At 67.6% G+C, this 15,573-nt stretch carries 20 protein-coding genes; 17 read left to right on the top strand and 3 right to left on the bottom strand.

All coding sequences use genetic code 11. The annotated features are described in order from the left end of the window. The first annotated feature begins 173 nt into the window (after positions 1–173). From AC1D2O_RS15105 to AC1D2O_RS15085, 5 genes are read left to right on the top strand one after another with little or no spacing between them, the layout of a single operon-like run. The gene (locus tag AC1D2O_RS15105) at positions 174–515 is read left to right on the top strand and encodes a hypothetical protein (RefSeq protein WP_478157322.1); all 342 of its coding nucleotides are present in this window, start codon (positions 174–176) and stop codon (positions 513–515) included. After that, positions 512–1,561, top strand: a complete 1,050-nt coding sequence (locus tag AC1D2O_RS15100) for an RluA family pseudouridine synthase (protein ID WP_478091015.1) — start codon at positions 512–514, stop codon at positions 1,559–1,561. The genes AC1D2O_RS15105 and AC1D2O_RS15100 overlap by 4 nt, the downstream gene beginning before the upstream one ends. Continuing rightward, positions 1,554–2,222: an HAD-IA family hydrolase gene (locus AC1D2O_RS15095; RefSeq protein ID WP_478091017.1), complete on the top strand. Its 669-nt coding sequence runs from the start codon at positions 1,554–1,556 to the stop codon at positions 2,220–2,222. The genes AC1D2O_RS15100 and AC1D2O_RS15095 overlap by 8 nt, the downstream gene beginning before the upstream one ends. A gap of 10 nt (positions 2,223–2,232) precedes the next feature. Then, positions 2,233–2,598, top strand: coding sequence for a Rieske (2Fe-2S) protein (locus AC1D2O_RS15090; protein ID WP_478091018.1), 366 nt, complete (start codon positions 2,233–2,235; stop codon positions 2,596–2,598). 1 nt (position 2,599) lies between these two features. Further along, positions 2,600–3,628: a S49 family peptidase gene (locus AC1D2O_RS15085; RefSeq protein ID WP_478091019.1), complete on the top strand. Its 1,029-nt coding sequence runs from the start codon at positions 2,600–2,602 to the stop codon at positions 3,626–3,628. A 9-nt stretch (positions 3,629–3,637) separates the two neighbouring features. On the opposite strand, the gene AC1D2O_RS15080 is transcribed toward AC1D2O_RS15085, so the two are convergent. Genes AC1D2O_RS15080 through AC1D2O_RS15070 form a run of 3 tightly spaced genes read right to left on the bottom strand, consistent with a single transcriptional unit; the run spans position 3,638 to position 6,137 of the window. Next, complete coding sequence (locus AC1D2O_RS15080) at positions 3,638–4,774, bottom strand: MFS transporter (protein ID WP_478157320.1); 1,137 nt, start codon at positions 4,772–4,774, stop codon at positions 3,638–3,640. A 17-nt stretch (positions 4,775–4,791) separates the two neighbouring features. Beyond that, complete coding sequence (locus AC1D2O_RS15075; RefSeq protein WP_478093375.1) at positions 4,792–5,559, bottom strand: SAM-dependent methyltransferase; 768 nt, start codon at positions 5,557–5,559, stop codon at positions 4,792–4,794. After that, entirely contained in the window at positions 5,556–6,137 is a 582-nt protein-coding gene (locus tag AC1D2O_RS15070) for a Maf family protein (protein WP_478093376.1), read from the bottom strand. Before AC1D2O_RS15070 ends, AC1D2O_RS15075 begins: the two co-directional genes overlap by 4 nt. Before the next feature lie 36 nt (positions 6,138–6,173). On the opposite strand from AC1D2O_RS15070, the gene AC1D2O_RS15065 reads away from it, so the two are divergent. The 12 genes from AC1D2O_RS15065 (at position 6,174) to AC1D2O_RS15010 (ending at position 15,565) form a co-directional block, all read left to right on the top strand. Then, the gene (locus AC1D2O_RS15065; RefSeq protein ID WP_478093378.1) at positions 6,174–6,737 is read left to right on the top strand and encodes a YceD family protein; all 564 of its coding nucleotides are present in this window, start codon (positions 6,174–6,176) and stop codon (positions 6,735–6,737) included. Positions 6,738–6,913: 176 nt separating this feature from the next. Beyond that, positions 6,914–7,096 (top strand): 50S ribosomal protein L32, encoded by a 183-nt coding sequence (gene rpmF, locus AC1D2O_RS15060; RefSeq protein ID WP_213959550.1) that lies wholly within the window; start codon positions 6,914–6,916, stop codon positions 7,094–7,096. 96 nt (positions 7,097–7,192) lie between these two features. Then, the gene (plsX, locus tag AC1D2O_RS15055; RefSeq protein ID WP_478157318.1) at positions 7,193–8,245 is read left to right on the top strand and encodes a phosphate acyltransferase PlsX; all 1,053 of its coding nucleotides are present in this window, start codon (positions 7,193–7,195) and stop codon (positions 8,243–8,245) included. Further along, complete coding sequence (locus tag AC1D2O_RS15050) at positions 8,245–9,222, top strand: beta-ketoacyl-ACP synthase III (protein WP_478093381.1); 978 nt, start codon at positions 8,245–8,247, stop codon at positions 9,220–9,222. The genes plsX and AC1D2O_RS15050 overlap by 1 nt, the downstream gene beginning before the upstream one ends. Positions 9,223–9,271: 49 nt before the next feature. Beyond that, positions 9,272–10,225 carry an ACP S-malonyltransferase gene (gene fabD / locus AC1D2O_RS15045; RefSeq protein WP_478157317.1) on the top strand — a complete coding sequence of 318 codons (954 nt, stop codon included), beginning with the start codon at positions 9,272–9,274 and terminating at the stop codon, positions 10,223–10,225. Positions 10,226–10,249: 24 nt separating this feature from the next. Further along, on the top strand, positions 10,250–10,993 hold the full coding sequence (gene fabG, locus AC1D2O_RS15040) for a 3-oxoacyl-ACP reductase FabG (RefSeq protein ID WP_478157316.1): 744 nt from the start codon (positions 10,250–10,252) through the stop codon (positions 10,991–10,993). A gap of 100 nt (positions 10,994–11,093) precedes the next feature. Continuing rightward, positions 11,094–11,333: an acyl carrier protein gene (acpP, locus tag AC1D2O_RS15035; protein WP_007830471.1), complete on the top strand. Its 240-nt coding sequence runs from the start codon at positions 11,094–11,096 to the stop codon at positions 11,331–11,333. Positions 11,334–11,425: 92 nt separating this feature from the next. Next, positions 11,426–12,670 (top strand): beta-ketoacyl-ACP synthase II, encoded by a 1,245-nt coding sequence (fabF, locus tag AC1D2O_RS15030; RefSeq protein WP_478157314.1) that lies wholly within the window; start codon positions 11,426–11,428, stop codon positions 12,668–12,670. Positions 12,671–12,683: 13 nt separating this feature from the next. Continuing rightward, positions 12,684–13,160: a hypothetical protein gene (locus tag AC1D2O_RS15025; RefSeq protein WP_478090717.1), complete on the top strand. Its 477-nt coding sequence runs from the start codon at positions 12,684–12,686 to the stop codon at positions 13,158–13,160. Next, positions 13,157–13,828: an RNA polymerase sigma factor RpoE gene (gene rpoE / locus AC1D2O_RS15020; protein ID WP_478090716.1), complete on the top strand. Its 672-nt coding sequence runs from the start codon at positions 13,157–13,159 to the stop codon at positions 13,826–13,828. The genes AC1D2O_RS15025 and rpoE overlap by 4 nt, the downstream gene beginning before the upstream one ends. A 13-nt stretch (positions 13,829–13,841) precedes the next feature. Then, positions 13,842–14,483 carry a sigma-E factor negative regulatory protein gene (locus tag AC1D2O_RS15015; RefSeq protein ID WP_478090715.1) on the top strand — a complete coding sequence of 214 codons (642 nt, stop codon included), beginning with the start codon at positions 13,842–13,844 and terminating at the stop codon, positions 14,481–14,483. Between the two features lie 23 nt (positions 14,484–14,506). Continuing rightward, the gene (locus AC1D2O_RS15010; RefSeq protein ID WP_478090714.1) at positions 14,507–15,565 is read left to right on the top strand and encodes a MucB/RseB C-terminal domain-containing protein; all 1,059 of its coding nucleotides are present in this window, start codon (positions 14,507–14,509) and stop codon (positions 15,563–15,565) included. The last annotated feature ends 8 nt before the right edge of the window (positions 15,566–15,573 follow it).

Raw genomic sequence — 15,573 nt, 5'->3', positions numbered from 1 at the left:
GTTCTACCGGTCCATGACGGACCTAACGATGCACGGACGACGTCGCGCGAAACGAAGGAATTGCCGCTCGGCCCAGGCTGCTGGGGTCGCCGCGCGAGCGCGGATGACCGCATCGAGTGTCAGCTCGATGTCAGACGGGGTGGGGGCGCATGGATGGGGGCGAGCCCGAGGGGATGTCGATTCGCTATCTTTTTTATAGCGGTTGGCGCAGTGGTGGCACGCACTTCTGGCGATTCAATGCCTGTGCTCGCCGGCATCAGCCAGCGCAGGATCAGTTGAATCAGCAGCATCAACACAAGGTACTCGCTTCGATCCGCCGGCAGCTTGGAGCCTGCCGGCTGGGTATTCCGTATCGGTGTTTCGTGGGCATCGGCTTGACTCGGGAGCAGGGCCGCCGCCTTGCGCTCTTGCGCGTGGCCTGCGGACGCTGCCTCAAAGCGGCATCGACCTCACAGCGCTTCCTGCAGTGCTCTAAACTTCTGTTTAATCAAGCACTTACAAGACCGCGCTGGTGAAAAACATTATAGGTGCGAAGGCGCCCCCCGCGGCGGCAGAAGTTCGCTTTCTGACGGTCGACGAGGATTCCGCCGGCCAAAGGCTGGACAACTACCTGTTCCGCCATCTCAAGGGCGTGCCCAAGACCCACGTCTACCGGATCATCCGTTCGGGCGAGGTGCGCATCAACAAGGGGCGCGCCCAGGCCGAGTCGCGGCTGGCGGCGGGCGACGTGCTGCGGCTGCCGCCGGTCCGGGTCTCGGCCCGGTCGGAGGAGGGCGGGACGCCGGCCGCACCGGCGCGCGAATTCCCGCTGCTGCTCGAGGACGATGCCCTGCTGGCGATCGACAAGCCCGCCGGCGTTGCGGTGCACGGCGGCAGCGGCGTGAGCTTCGGCGTGATCGAGCAACTGCGAAGGGCGCGGCCGGCAGCGCGCTTTCTCGAGCTGGTGCACCGGCTGGACCGCGAAACCTCCGGCATCCTGCTGGTGGCCAAGAAGCGCAGCGCATTGACTGCGCTGCAGGATCAGTTCCGCGAGCGCGAGACCGGCAAGACCTACCTGGCGCTGGTCGAGGGCCACTGGCCGGCCAACAAGAAGGTGCTCGACGCGCCGCTCGCCAAGTACCTGCTGCCGGGGGCCGCAGGGGCCGCCGAGGGGGAGCGCCGGGTTCGCGTGGTCGCCAAGGACCATCCGGACGCGATGCGCGCGGTCACGCTGGTGAAGGTGCTGGCGCGCTTCGCGCTCGCTGGCGATCGGGCGGAGTTCTCCCTGCTGGCGGTCACCATCAAGACGGGCCGGACCCACCAGATCCGCGTTCACCTCGCCTCGGCCGGCCACCCGATCGCGGGCGACGACAAGTACGGCGTCTTCGAGCGCAACCGCATCTTGCAGAAGCTCGGCCTCAAGCGCATGTTCCTGCACGCCTGGCGGCTCCAGTTCACCCACCCCGCGAGCGCCGAGCGCATCTCGCTGCAGGCCGACCTGCCACCCGAACTGCACGCGCTGATGCCCGCCGCTGCGCTCGAAGCACTCGCCACCCATCCTTTTGTCCAAGCCCATGACTGACATCCGACCCCGCCGTTTCGACCTGATCGCCTTCGATTGGGATGGCACCCTCTACGACTCCACGCGCCTCATCGTGCGCTGCATCCAGGCCGCCGTGGTCGACGTCGGCGGCGCCAGGCCGAGCGAGAACGACGCCGCCTGGGTCATCGGGCTCGGCCTCGCCGAGGCGCTCGCGCGCGCCGCGCCCGATGTGCCCAAGGAGAGGTACGCCGAACTCGGCGCCCGCTACCGCCACCATTACTTGCAGCACCAGGATGACCTGGTGCTGTTCGACGGCGTGCTGCCGATGCTCGACGCGCTGCGCGTACGCGGCCACAAGCTGGCGGTCGCCACCGGCAAGTCGCGCCGCGGCCTGAACGAGGCGCTGGCCACGGTCGCGCTGCGCGATCGTTTCGACGCCTCGCGCACCGCCGACGAGACTTTCGGCAAGCCGCACCCGCGCATGCTGCTCGAACTGATGGATGAGCTCGAGGTGCCGGCCGAGCGGACGCTGATGATCGGCGACACCACGCACGATCTGCAACTCGCGATCAACGCCGGCTGCGCAAGCGTCGGGGTGAGCTATGGCGCCCACGAGCCGGGCGAATTCGATGCGCTGGCGCCGCTGCACGTCGCGCATTCGGTGGTCGGCCTGTCGCAGTGGCTGGTCGACAACGCCTGACAATCTCGTCATGAGCGAGTGCATCCCCCTGTGCAACGCCGCCGACCTGGTCGAGGGCGGCCGGGCCGTGCCTTTCGACGTGATCCACGGCGGCGAGACTTGCCGGGCCTTCGCGGTGCGATTCGAGGGCGTGCCGCATGCCTACCTGAACCGCTGCAGCCATGTCGCGATGGAACTCGACTTCCAGCCCGACCGGTTCTTCGACGACAGCGGGCAGTGGTTGTTGTGCGCGACCCACGGCGCGGTGTACAGGCCGGACACCGGCGAGTGCGCCGGTGGCCCTTGTCGCGGGGGGCTCGTGAAGATCGCGCTCAGCGAGCATGACGGCGTGGTCCACTGGCATACTGCCTGGAACCTCCAGCCCCTGGCCTTTTGACATGACCGAATCCAACCGCACGGAACCCGAGGGTTTCGAGCCTTTCGAGCGCCCCGCGCCCACCCCAACGACAAACATGGCCAAGAACGACCCCGCGCAGCAACCGGGCTGGGAGCGCGCGACGCTCGAGAAACTGGCTTTCGCGTCGCTGCGCGAGCAGCGGGCCACGCGCCGCTGGAAGACCTTCGTGCGCCTGAGCTGGCTGGCCTTCTTCATCTTCCTGGCCTGGTTCGCGATGTCGCGTGGCACCCCCGCGACCGCCAAGACCACGGCGCACACGGCCGTCATCGAGATCAAGGGCGAGATCGCCGCCGGCGCCGATGCCAGCGCCGAATTTGTGGTCGCGGCCATGAAGACCGCCTTCGAGGACGACGGCGCCAAGGGCATCGTGCTCTTGATCAACTCGCCCGGCGGCAGCCCGGTGCAGGCCGGCATCATCAATGACGAGATCAAGCGGCTGCGCGCCAAGCACAACAAGCCGGTCTACGCGGTGGTCGAGGAGACCTGCGCCTCGGCCGCCTACTACATTGCCGCCGGGACCGACAAGGTCTTCGTCGACAAGGCCAGCATCGTCGGCAGCATCGGCGTGCTGATGGACGGCTTCGGCTTCACCGGACTCATGGACAAGGTGGGCGTGGAGCGCCGGCTGTTGACGGCCGGCGACAACAAGGGCTTCATGGACCCGTTCAGCCCGATGAACGATGCCCAGAAGGCGCACGCGCAGCAGATGCTCGACCAGATCCACACCCAGTTCATCGATGTGGTCAAGAGCGGCCGCGGCGACCGGCTCAAGACCAGCACGCCCGGGCTTTTCAGCGGCCTGTTCTGGAGCGGCCAGCAAGCGGTCGAGCTGGGCCTGGCCGACGCGCTCGGCAACGTCGATTTCGTCGCCCGCGATGTGATCAAGGCCGAGGAAGTCATCGACTACACGCGCCGCGACAACGTGGCCGAGAAGCTGGCCAAGAAGTTCGGCGCCGCCCTCGGCGACGCCTCGGTGCGCGCGCTGCGCACCGCCCCCGCGCTGCACTAGTTCAAGATCTCAGGAATCGCTGTAGCGCGCCGACACCGCGAGCGCCGCGGCGAAGGCCACCACCAGGTAGAGCGCGTGGGTCAGCGAGCTGACCTGGGCCAGAAAGCCGATCACCGGCGGGCCAGCCATGAAGCCCAGATAGGCCGCGGCCGACACCGCCGCGATGCCGCGGGCCGGCTCCACGCCCGGGACCCGCGCCGAGGCCGCGAAGAGGATCGGCACCACGTTGGCGAATCCGACGCCGACGCCAGCGAATCCGATCAATGCGAGCCACGGCATGTCGGTCACGAGCACCACCGTCATGGATGCCGCGGCCAGCAGCGCGCTGCCGCGCAGCAGCACCGCCGGCGCGAAGCGGGCCCGCATGGCATCGCCGCCGAAACGGGCCAGCGCCATCGCCGCCGAAAAGCTCGCGTAGGCGAGCGCGGCCTGCTGCTGCGGGCTGCCGAGTTCCTGCTGCAGGTAGAGCACGCTCCAGTCGTAGATCGCACCTTCCGCGATCAGGCCGAGCGCCGCCAGCAGGCCGAGCATGGCGAGGGTGCTGCGCGGCAGCCTGAAGCCGTTGCCGGCGCTCGTCGCGAAGGCGGTCGCTTCCCTGGGCAGCATCCCGCGGGCGGACAGCGCGATGGTCAGCGCCATCGCCGCGGCGACGCCGATCAGGTGCCGCTGCGGATCCAGTCCGGCTGCCAGCGCCGCGCCGCCGGTCACGGCGCCGACCATGCCGCCGAGGCTGAACATGCCGTGCATTCCGCTCATCAGCGGCTTGCCGTTGCGAAGCTCGAGCTGCGCCGCCTCGGTGTTGATCGCGACGTCGAACATGCTGGTCAGGATGCCGAACGCCGCCAGCAGGCCCAGCAGCGCGGCGTAGGCCGGCATGGCCAGCAGTCCCGCGAGCAGCAGGGCGTAGATGGCGCCGCAGAAACCGGCGGTGCGGCGCGCGCCATGGCGGCCGATCCACCGGCTGGCCTGGCTGAGCCCCAGCAGTGCACCGGCGCCGGCGGCCAGCATCGCGAGGCCCAGCGCCGCCTCGTCGACACCGTAGTGCGCCTTCACGGTCGGGATGTGCACTCCCCAGGTCGCGAACACGAAGCCCGAACAAAAGAACTGGGCGCGCGAGGCCCAGCGCATGCGGTCGGAAATGTCCATGCGGTGGACGGGGCCCTTCAGCGGCCGATCGCGAACACGGCCGGCGCGCGCTGGTCGGCCGCAAGCGGCTTGGCGCGCCAGGTCTTCACCGTGTCGCTGCGCACGCTGCAGGTCGCGAGCGTCAGGCCTCGCGCCACGGCCAGCCGGGTGTTGTGCTGCAGCGTTTGCGTCAGCGCCTGCAGCAAGGCGGCATTCCGGTAGGGCGTTTCGATGAAGAGCTGGGTCTGGCCGGTACGCAGGGCCAGCGCCTCGAGTTCGCGGATGCGCTGCGCGCGGGCGTCGGCGTCCTGGGGCAGGTAGCCGACGAAGGCGAAGTTCTGTCCGTTAAGCCCGCTGGCCGCCAGGGCGAGCAACAGCGACACCGGCCCGGTCAGCGGGATCACCGTGATGCCGAGTTCGTGCGCGGCCCTGGCGACCGAGGACCCGGGATCGGCGACCGCCGGCATGCCCGCCTCGCTGAGGAGCCCGACGTCGTGTCCTTCCAGCGCAGGCGCGAGCAGCGGCCGTGCGTCGAACTGCCCCGCATGATCGCCCTTCTTGTGGACTTCACGCGGCAGCTCCTGGATTTGCTGGGCCTGCAGCGTGGCCGCGAGCGGCACGATCGCATCGATGCGCTTGAGGTAGGCGCGCGCCGACTTGGCGTTTTCGCAGATCCAGTGCGTGATGCCGGCGGCGGTCGCCAGGGTGCCACGCGGCAGTGCCTGGTCGAGGGGCGCTTGCTCCTCGCAGCCGAAATCCAGCGGCGCCGGTACCAGATAGAGTTTTCCGAAAGGAGGGGTGCTCACAGCAGGTCGACTCCGGCGGCCCGCAGCATGCGGGCGGTGCGAATCAGCGGAAGACCCACCAGCGCCGTCGGATCGTCGCTGTCGATCGCCTCGAGGAGGGCGATGCCGAGGCCCTCGCTCTTGGCGCTGCCGGCGCAGTCATAGGGTTGCTCGGCGCGCAGGTATTGCTCGATGGCCGCGTCGCCCAGCTGGCGGAACACCACCCGCACCGGCGCCAGGTCGCGCTGCGCGAACCCGGTCGCCTGGCAGACCACGGCCACCGCGGTCTGGAAGATCAGCGTCTGGCCGCGCATCCGCCGCAACTGCTCCGTGGCGCGCGCGTGGTCGCCGGGCTTTCCCAGCGCTTCGCCGGCCAGATCCGCGACCTGGTCGGAGCCGATCACGATCGCTTCGGGAAAGTGGCGGGCGACCGCGCTCGCCTTCTCGAGCGCCAGCCGTTCGGCCAGGGCGCGCGGCGATTCGAGCGCCAGCGGCGTTTCGTCCACTTCCGGCGCCTGGACTTCGAAGGGCAGGCGCAGGCGCGTGAGCAGCTCGCGGCGGTAACGGGAGGTCGAGGCAAGAATCACTTGGCGTTGCATGGGCCGATTGTGCGTGAGCGGTTTAGACTGGCGCGGATGACCAAAGAATTTGCTCCCCGCCGACTCGACGTGAACGGCTTTGCCGAGGCGGCGGCGACCCTTGCTGGAAACGACCCGCTGGCGGGTTTCGAGCGCCTGAGCGCCGAACTGGCCGACCCGTCCGCAGACGCGACGGTCCGCTGGGAGGCCGTCGGCCAGACCCGCAGCGGCGCCGACGGTGCGCCGGTCCCGTGGCTGCACCTGGCGGCGCAGGCGAGCGTTCCGCTGATCTGCCAGCGCTGCCTCGCGCCGGTCGACATCGGCCTGGATGTCGACCGCTGGTTCCGCTTTGCGGCCGACGAAGCCGCCGCTGCCGCCGAGGACGAGGCGGCGGAGGAGGATGTGCTGGTTGCCAGCCGCGATTTCGACCTGCATGCGTTGATCGAGGACGAACTGCTGATGGAGCTTCCGGTCACGCCGCGGCATGAGGTGTGCCCCAAGCCGACCCGGATGTCGGCGGTCGACCCTGATTTCGATTCCGCCGAAGCGGCTCGCCCCAACCCGTTCGCGGTGCTCGGGGCCCTGCGTTCCGGTAAGCCTGACAAGCCCGGGAAGCCCTGATCCGCGTCTCGCCGCTTGGGGTGGTTGGCCTAGTTGCCGCGCATGGGCTATAATCATGGGCTTCGCGCGCGCCGCTGGGCATGTCTTCGAAGAGGGTTCCGGTTTTTGGCCGAACTCTCCGGAGCATGAACCGCCCCGCATGCCCACCAACCCACCCAATACTTCCAGGAGCCAGCATGGCCGTCCAGCAAAACAAGAAGTCGCCGTCGAAGCGCGGCATGCACCGTTCGCACAACGCCCTCGACGTGCCCGGTATCGCGGTCGAGCCGACCACCGGCGAAACCCATTTGCGTCACCACATCAGCCCGAACGGCTTCTATCGTGGCCGCAAAGTCCTCAAGACCAAGTCCGAAGCCTGACTTCCGTTCCAAGGCCAAGGCCCGAAGCTACTTATTGCGTAGCGTCGGGCCTTTGTTTTGATGGTCACGCCTCCAGTATTTGTTCCTGCGCCGTCCGTGATCACGCTCGCCGTTGATTGCATGGGTGGTGACCATGGGCCGCGCGTCACGCTTGCGGCCTGCCGCGCATTCCTGGAGCGTCACGCCGAGGCGTCGCTGCTGCTGGTCGGCGCGCCGGCCGCGCTGGCGGGCTTCTCCCACCCGCGCGCCACGATCATCGGCGCCAGCGAGGTGGTGGGCATGGACGATCCGATCGAGGTCGCCCTGCGCAAGAAAAAAGATTCCTCGATGCGGGTGGCGATCCAGCAGGTCAAGGATGGCGCCGCCCAGGCTGCCATCTCGGCCGGCAACACCGGCGCCTTGATGGCGATTGCGCGCTACCTGCTCAAGACCCTCGACGGCATCGATCGGCCCGCCATCGCTCCCCAGTTGCCCAACAGCAAGGGTGGCGCCACCACGGTGCTCGACCTGGGTGCCAATGTCGACTGCGACRCCGAAGACCTGCTGCAGTTCGCGGTGCTGGGATCGGCGCTGGTTTCCGCACTCACCGGCAACGAATCGCCCAGCGTCGGCCTGCTGAATGTGGGCGAAGAGGCCATCAAAGGCAGCGAAACGATCAAAAAGGCGAGCCAACTGCTTCGAAAAGCCGCCAATTCGCAAGATTTGAACTTCTATGGCAACGTCGAAGGCAACGACATCTTCAAGGGCACGACCGACATCGTCGTCTGTGACGGCTTTGTCGGCAACGTGACATTGAAGGCGACCGAAGGCGTGGCCTCGATGATCGTTGACTTCCTGCGCATCGAGTATTCGAATGGCATCTTCAGTAAATTTGCGGCGATCGTTTCCTATCCGGTTCTAAAAGCGCTCAAACGTCGCCTGGACCATCGCCGTTACAACGGCGCGGCCCTGTTGGGCCTGCGCGGCCTGGTGTTCAAGAGCCATGGCTCGGCCGACGACGTGGCTTTCGGCCATGCCCTCGATCGCGCTTATGATGCCGCTCGCAACAACCTGCTCGACCGCGTGCGGGCCCGCATCGCCCACGCCGCGCCACTGCTTGCGCGGCAAGACCCGGCGGCGCCGGCCGACGCACCGGCGCTTCACGTCTGATGACCCCTTTTTCCCGCATCACAGGTACCGGCAGCTTCCTGCCGCCTCGCCGAGTGACCAATGACGACCTGGCCAAGGAACTCGCCGCCCGCGGCATCGAGACCTCCGACCAGTGGATCATCGAACGCACCGGCATCCGGGCCCGCCATTTCGCCGCGCCCGAAGTCTCGACCAGCGACCTCGCCCTGGAGGCGGCCAGGCATGCGCTGGAGGCCGCCGGCCGCAGCGCCAGCGACATCGACCTGATCATCGTCGCGACCTCGACGCCGGACATGGTGTTCCCCTCGTCGGCGGCGATCCTCCAGCACAAGCTTGGCATCGCGGGTTGCGCGGCGTTCGACGTGCAGGCGGTCTGCAGCGGCTTTGTCTATGCGCTGACCGTGGCCGACGCCATGATCCGCACCGGCAGCGCCAAATGCGCATTGATCGTCGGTGCCGAAGTGTTCTCGCGCATCCTCGACTTCGACGATCGCACCACCTGCGTGCTGTTCGGCGACGGCGCCGGTGCGGTGGTGCTGGAGGCCAGCGCCGAACCGGGCATCCTCGCCAGCGACCTGCATGCCGACGGCAAGCATGTCGGCATCCTCTGCGTGCCCGGCCACGTGTCGGGCGGCGAGGTGCTCGGCAAGCCGCTGCTGCACATGGACGGCCAGGCCGTCTTCAAGCTGGCGGTCCGAGTGCTCGAGGAAGCCGCGCGCGCCACGCTCGCGAAGGCCGGCAAGACCGAGGCCGACATCGACTGGCTGATCCCTCACCAGGCCAATATCCGGATCATGGAAGGCACGGCGAAGAAACTGAAGCTGCCGCGCGACAAGCTGATCGTGACGGTCGACGAGCACGGCAACACCTCGGCAGCCTCCATACCCCTGGCACTGGATGAAGCGGTGCGCTCGGGCAAGGTGAAGAAGGGCGATACGCTGATGCTTGAAGGCGTCGGCGGCGGCTTCACCTGGGGCGCGGTGCTGTTGAACTATTGATAGAGCGTGCTGCCCGACGCGGGCAGCGGCGCCTCGGACACATCTCATCATGAAATCATTCGCTTTCGTCTTTCCGGGTCAGGGCTCGCAGGCGGTCGGCATGCTCGACGCCTGGGGCGATCACCCGGTCGTGACCGCCACGCTGCGCGAGGCCTCCGATGCGCTCGATGAAGACATCGCGCGCCTGATCCACGACGGCCCCAAGGAAACCCTGGCCCTGACCACCAATACGCAGCCCGTGATGCTGGTCGCGGCGATCGCGGCCTGGCGCGCCTGGCTGGCCGAAGGTGGCGCCGAGCCGTCGGTGGTCGCCGGCCATTCGCTGGGCGAGTACTCGGCACTGGTGGCCTCCGGCGTCCTGACGCTGGCGCAGGCCGCGCCGCTGGTGCGCTTCCGGGCCCAGGCGATGCAGCAGGCGGTGCCGGTCGGCGTCGGCGCGATGGCGGCCATCCTGGGCATGGACGCCGCCAAGGTGAAGGCCGGCTGCGCCGAGGCCACGGCTTCTTTCGGCCCCGGCAGTGCCGAGATCGTGGAAGCGGTGAACTTCAACGACCCGATGCAGACCGTGATCGCGGGCAGCAAGGCCGCGGTCGACAAGGCCTGCGAAGTCCTCAAGGCCGCCGGTGCCAAGCGCGCGCTGCCGCTGCCGGTCTCCGCGCCTTTCCATTCGAGCCTGATGAAGCCGGCCGCCGAGGCGCTGCGCGAGCGGCTGGCGTCGGTTTCCCTCGCCGCGCCCCGGATTCCGGTGCTCAACAATATCGATGTCCTGGTCGAAACCGACGCCGAGCGCATCCGCGCCGCACTGGTGCGCCAGGCCGCGGGGCCGGTGCGCTGGGTGGAAACCGTGCAGGCCCTCGAGGCCCGCGGCATCGAAGCCATCGTCGAGTGCGGACCCGGCAAGGTGCTGGCCGGCATGGCCAAGCGCATCGCGCCGACGCTGGCCGCGGCCTCGATCTATGATCCGGCGACGCTCGCCGAAACCCGGCAACTGCTCGGCGCCTGAGCGCGCCGTCTCGAGATTCAGTCCATGAGCATTCCCAAATTCGAAGGCCAGGTCGCCCTGGTCACCGGCGCGACCCGAGGCATCGGCGCGGCCATTGCGCTCGAACTGGCGCAGCGCGGCCTCAAGGTCATCGGGACCGGCACCACCGAAGAGGGCGCCGCCAAGATCACCGCCGCACTCGCTGCCTACGATGGCCGAGGCTGTGCGCTGGATGTCAACGATGGCGCTGCCGTCGAGGCCCTGATCGACGAGATCGTCAAGGTCTATGGTGCGGTCCACGTGCTGGTCAACAACGCCGGCATCACCCGCGACACGCTCGCGATGCGGCTCAAGGACGCCGACTGGGATGCGGTGCTCGACACCAACCTGAAGGCGGTCTTCCGACTGTCGCGCGCCGTGATCCGCCCGATGATGAAGCAACGATACGGTCGCATCATCAGCATCACCAGCGTGGTCGGCGCCTCCGGCAATGCCGGCCAGGCCAACTACGCGGCCGCCAAGGCCGGCGTGGCCGGCATGACGCGGGCGCTGGCGCGCGAGCTCGGCAGCCGCAGCATCACGGTCAATTGCGTGGCGCCCGGTTTCATCGAGACCGACATGACGGCCAGCCTGCCCGAGGCCCAGCAGCAGGCGCTGCTCGGCCAGATTCCCCTCGGCCATCTCGGCAAACCCGCCGACATCGCCCACGCGGTCGCCTACCTGGCGTCGCCCCAGGCCGCCTATGTCACGGGGCAGGAACTGCACGTGAACGGCGGCATGCACATGTAGCCCCCCGAGCGCAAGACCTTTCACCCACGGCCGTGCGGCAAATGCCACAATGCGGCCGGCTAAAATCAACCGATTACCTACAACCCTCAGAGGGAACCAAATGAGCGATATCGAAGCACGTGTCAAGAAAATCATTGCCGAACAACTCGGCGTTGAAGAGTCCCAGGTCACCAACGAAAAGGCTTTCGTGGCCGATCTCGGCGCGGACTCGCTCGACACGGTCGAACTCGTGATGGCGCTCGAAGACGAATTCGGCATCGAGATCCCGGACGAAGACGCCGAGAAGATCACGACTGTGCAGAACGCCGTCGACTACGCCACCAAGAATCAAAAGGCCTGATTGGCCACGCTGAGTTCCGTCCTTCCGGGCTGCGGCTTCCACGCCTGCATGCACCGGCCAGAGGTCTCAGCTTCCCAGAAAGGTTTGCCGGCATGACCAAACGCCGCGTCGTCGTGACCGGACTCGGTTGCCTCGCTCCTGTCGGAAATACCGTTGCCGAATCCTGGGCCAACCTGTTGGCCGGGAAGTCGGGCATCGACACCATCACCAGGTTCGATGTGAGCGCCTTCTCCTGCAAGTTTGCAGGCGAAGTGAAGGGTTTCGACATCAAGGACTACATTCCCGAGAAGGAAGCGCGCCACATGGATCGCTTCATCCATCTCGGGCTTGCCGCCGCCATCCAGGCGGTGCAGGACAGCGGGCTGCCGACCGGCGATGCGCTGTCCGAAGAAGATGCGGTTCGCATCGGCTGCAACATCGGCTCCGGTATCGGCGGCCTGCCGCTGATCGAGGACACCCACGCCGAATTGGTGAACCGCGGCCCGCGCCGCGTGTCGCCGTTCTTCGTGCCGGCGTCCATCATCAACATGATTTCGGGCCATGTCTCCATCAAGTATGGATTCAAGGGCCCGAACATCGCGGTCGTCACGGCCTGCACCACCGGCCTGCATGCGATCGGAACCTCCGCCCGCATGATCGAGTATGGCGATGCCGACGTGATGATCGCGGGCGGCGCCGAATCGACGGTGTCGCCGCTGGGGCTTGGCGGTTTCGCCGCCGCGCGTGCGCTGTCGACGCGCAATGACGATCCTCAGACCGCCTCGCGTCCCTGGGACAAGGACCGCGACGGCTTCGTGCTCGGCGAGGGGGCCGGCGTCGTGGTGCTCGAGGAGTACGAGCGCGCCAAGGCTCGCGGTGCCAAGATCTACGCCGAAGTCTCCGGCTTCGGCATGAGCGGTGATGCTTTCCACATGACCGCCCCCAACGTCGACGGCCCGCGCCGCTCGATGGCGATGGCGCTAGCCAACGCCGGGGTCAATGCCGACCAGGTGCAGTACATCAATGCCCACGGCACCTCGACGCCGCTGGGTGACCTGAACGAGACCAACGCGATCAAGAACGCCTTCGGCGAGCATGCCCGCAAGCTGGTCGTGAACTCGACCAAGTCGATGACCGGCCACCTGCTGGGCGGCGCCGGCGGCATCGAGTCGGTGTTCACCGTGCTGGCCCTGTATCACCAGAAGAGCCCGCCGACGATCAACATCTTCAACCAGGATCCGGAGTGCGATCTCGACTACTGCGCCAACGAGGCGCGCGATCTGAAGATCGATGTCGCGGTCAAGAACAATTTCGGCTTCGGCGGCACCAACGGCACGCTGGTGTTCAAGCGCGTTTGATACTTCCCTACCCATGCACAGCGCCCCGTCGGTGAACTATCCGGTGGGGCGTTCGCGCAAGGCGGAGCGGCTCCTGATGCTGCTCTGGGTGCTCGGCGTCGGCTGTGTCACGCTGGCCTGCGTCCGATCGGGCGGCGAGCTCGACTGGCGGCAGGCGATGCTGGCCTTCAGCGCCGTCGTTGCCGGGGTGGCCGGCTGGACCGGCGTCCTGCGTTCTTCTGCTTCGGCGGAACTCCAGTTCGACGGTCAGGCCTGGGCGATCACGGGCGGCGCTGCGCAACGGGCGGCCTGCGCCAGCGTCGCCCTCGACCTGCAATCCCTGCTGCTGGTGCGCCTCGCCGGGCCTGCCCGGGCTCGGCGCTGGATCTGGCTCGACCGCCAGGCCATGCCGGAGCGCTGGCCCGACCTGCGGCGCGCGCTCTATTCGCGTGCCGGTGCGGCCGAGCCGGTCCCTCGTCCGGACGGCTCGGCGCATCATCCTTCGCCATGACCGCTTCGCTGCCTCCCGAACCACCGGACACCGGTCCGGGCGACGCGCCCGCCGCTGCCAGGCCGGGCGAGGTCGACTTCCAGCTGGTCCAGCGCACCGTGGCGGGCGACCAGAAGGCCTTCGAGCTGCTGGTCATCAAGTACCAGCGACGGATCGAACGCCTGATCGGACGCATGGTGCGCGACGTCAACCTGGTCGAGGACATCGCCCAGGAGACCTTCATCCGCGCCTACCGCGCGCTGCACCAGTTCCGCGGCGAGGCACAGTTCTACACCTGGCTCTACCGGATCGCGGTCAACACCGCCAAGAAGGCGCTGGTCGACATGAAGCGCGACCCGACCATCTCCGAAAGCGCCCTCCGAGCGTCTTCTGACGACGAGGATGAAACTTACCGGCCCGGAAACGAACCAATCAGCGACGAGACCCCCGAATCCGTGATGGCGGCCAACGAAATCGCCGCTGCGGTCGAAGCGGCGATGGAAGCGTTGCCGGCCGAGTTGCGGCAGGCAGTGACGCTGCGCGAAATCGAGGGCATGAGTTACGAAGAGATCGCCGAGGTCATGAACTGTCCGATCGGCACGGTGCGGTCGCGGATCTTTCGCGCCCGCGAAGCGATTTCGGTCCGGGTCAAGCCCTTGCTGGACAACCAGTCGGGCAAGCGTTGGTAAGCAGGTGAACAAGATGAACCAAAGAAACACAGTCCAAGAGCAGGTTTCCGCGCTCGCCGATGGCCACTTGCGCGACGACGAGTTCGCGCAGGTGATCGGCCGACTCTGCGTCGACGACGAATTGCGCGCGACCTGGCAGACCTATCACGTGGTGGGCGACATCTTGCGTTCGGGTGGCCACGCCGCTTGCAGCGACACTTCGATTTTCCTGTCGCGCTTCCAGAGCCGTCTCGCGGCCGAGCCGGTGGTGCCGGCCCTGCTGCCGGTGCCGCCGGAGCCCAGGTTGGTGCAGCGACGGGTCGAAGCCGCCAACGAACCGGTGTTCCGTTGGAAGCTGGTGGCCGGCGCGGCCTCGCTGGCGGCGGCTGCGGCGATCGGATGGAACTGGGTCGGCGTTGCGGATTCCCGCCCCACCGGCGCCCAACTGGCGCTGCAGCAGGCAGCACCGGCCGTGTTTGCCACGGCCGAGGCACCGACTCAGGCGGCCCCGAACTTCGCATCGACCCGGGTCACGATCGGCAGCGGCAATCCGCAGGTCATGCTGCGCGATCCACGGCTGGACCAGTTGCTCGAAGCGCACCAACAGGCAGGAGGAGCTTCGCAGATGCCCTCGGGATTCCTGCGCAACGCCACCTTCGATCGGCCGTCGCGCTGACGCGCGCGCCGTCAGTCCTTGCGATGACTCATTCGATGCCGATCTCCGCGCGCGGGTTCCTGGTTCTGGTGGCCGCGCTGTGCATGGCACAGGTGTCGCTGGCCCAGGGCCGAAGCCCTTCGCCGTCCGTGCAGAGCGTACCCAGCGCGACCGGCGGCGACGCGCCCGCGATGGGCGTGGTCGAGTGGCTGCAGCGCATGCATGCCGCCGCGCGCCAGCGCAGCTATGTCGGCACCTTCGTGGTCTCTGTGCCGGCCGGCAACCTGTCGAGCGCACGGATCTGGCATGTGTGCGAGGGCGACCTCCAGATGGAGCGCATCGAGGCCCTGTCGGGTCCGCCGCGCTCGACCTTCCGGCGCAACGACCAAGTCGTGACCTTCCTGCCGGAGTCGAAGATCGTCAAGCGCGAGAAGCGCGAGAACCTCGAGCTGTTCCCGAACCTGTCGGGCATGCCCGATTCATCGATCGCCGAGTCCTACGGCGTGCGCGTGATCGGCAAGGACCGGGTGGCCGGCTTCGATGCCGACGTGATCCAGATCGAGCCGCGCGACGCCTTGCGTTTTGGCTACCGTGTCTGGAGCGAGCGGCGCTCGGGCCTGGTGATCAAGCTGCAGACGACCGACCGCGACAGCAAGGTGATCGAGCAATCGGCCTTCTCCGAACTCCAGCTCGATGCACCGGTCAAGATTCACGCGCTGACGCAGATGATGGGCAGCACCGCGGGCTACCGGGTCGAGAAGTCGGAGCTCGAGCGCACCACGGCGCAACGCGAAGGCTGGGCGCTCGGCAAGCCGGTGGCGGGCTTCAGGCCGGTCAGTTCCTTCCGCCGCCCGATGGGGGGCGACGGACAGGGCTATACGATGCAATGGACTTTCTCGGACGGGCTGGCGACGGTCTCGCTTTTCATCGAGCCTTACGACGCGCAGCGCAAGCCCGAGGAAGTGCTGCTCGCACTGGGTGCCACTCACACGCTCACGCGTCGAATGACGGACAAGGATGGCGATTGGTGGCTGACCGCCGTCGGCGAAGTCCCGCCGCAGACGCTGGATGCGTTCGCGCGAGGCCTGGTCCGTTCGCGCTAGGCAGTTTT

It is taken from the genome of Variovorax sp. P1_G12 (assembly GCF_056405555.1).
The sequence above is the reverse complement of the archived record's forward strand: the minus strand, read 5'-3'. Positions and strand labels throughout refer to the sequence as shown.

Bases quoted from the DNA above. Each gene is read 5' to 3' on its own strand.
- AC1D2O_RS15070 (WP_478093376.1), bottom strand. From the start codon at position 6,137: ATGCAACGCCAAGTGATTCTTGCCTCGACCTCCCGTTACCGCCGCGAG.
- AC1D2O_RS15050 (WP_478093381.1), top strand. From the start codon at position 8,245: ATGACCCCTTTTTCCCGCATCACAGGTACCGGCAGCTTCCTGCCGCCT.
- rpmF (WP_213959550.1), top strand. From the start codon at position 6,914: ATGGCCGTCCAGCAAAACAAGAAGTCGCCGTCGAAGCGCGGCATGCAC.
- AC1D2O_RS15080 (WP_478157320.1), bottom strand. From the start codon at position 4,774: ATGGACATTTCCGACCGCATGCGCTGGGCCTCGCGCGCCCAGTTCTTT.
- rpoE (WP_478090716.1), top strand. From the start codon at position 13,157: ATGACCGCTTCGCTGCCTCCCGAACCACCGGACACCGGTCCGGGCGAC.
- AC1D2O_RS15015 (WP_478090715.1), top strand. From the start codon at position 13,842: ATGAACCAAAGAAACACAGTCCAAGAGCAGGTTTCCGCGCTCGCCGAT.
- AC1D2O_RS15065 (WP_478093378.1), top strand. From the start codon at position 6,174: ATGACCAAAGAATTTGCTCCCCGCCGACTCGACGTGAACGGCTTTGCC.
- AC1D2O_RS15105 (WP_478157322.1), top strand. From the start codon at position 174: ATGTCGATTCGCTATCTTTTTTATAGCGGTTGGCGCAGTGGTGGCACG.
- fabF (WP_478157314.1), top strand. From the start codon at position 11,426: ATGACCAAACGCCGCGTCGTCGTGACCGGACTCGGTTGCCTCGCTCCT.
- AC1D2O_RS15095 (WP_478091017.1), top strand. From the start codon at position 1,554: ATGACTGACATCCGACCCCGCCGTTTCGACCTGATCGCCTTCGATTGG.
- AC1D2O_RS15090 (WP_478091018.1), top strand. From the start codon at position 2,233: ATGAGCGAGTGCATCCCCCTGTGCAACGCCGCCGACCTGGTCGAGGGC.
- AC1D2O_RS15025 (WP_478090717.1), top strand. From the start codon at position 12,684: ATGCACAGCGCCCCGTCGGTGAACTATCCGGTGGGGCGTTCGCGCAAG.
- acpP (WP_007830471.1), top strand. From the start codon at position 11,094: ATGAGCGATATCGAAGCACGTGTCAAGAAAATCATTGCCGAACAACTC.
- fabD (WP_478157317.1), top strand. From the start codon at position 9,272: ATGAAATCATTCGCTTTCGTCTTTCCGGGTCAGGGCTCGCAGGCGGTC.
- fabG (WP_478157316.1), top strand. From the start codon at position 10,250: ATGAGCATTCCCAAATTCGAAGGCCAGGTCGCCCTGGTCACCGGCGCG.
- AC1D2O_RS15085 (WP_478091019.1), top strand. From the start codon at position 2,600: ATGACCGAATCCAACCGCACGGAACCCGAGGGTTTCGAGCCTTTCGAG.
- AC1D2O_RS15010 (WP_478090714.1), top strand. From the start codon at position 14,507: ATGACTCATTCGATGCCGATCTCCGCGCGCGGGTTCCTGGTTCTGGTG.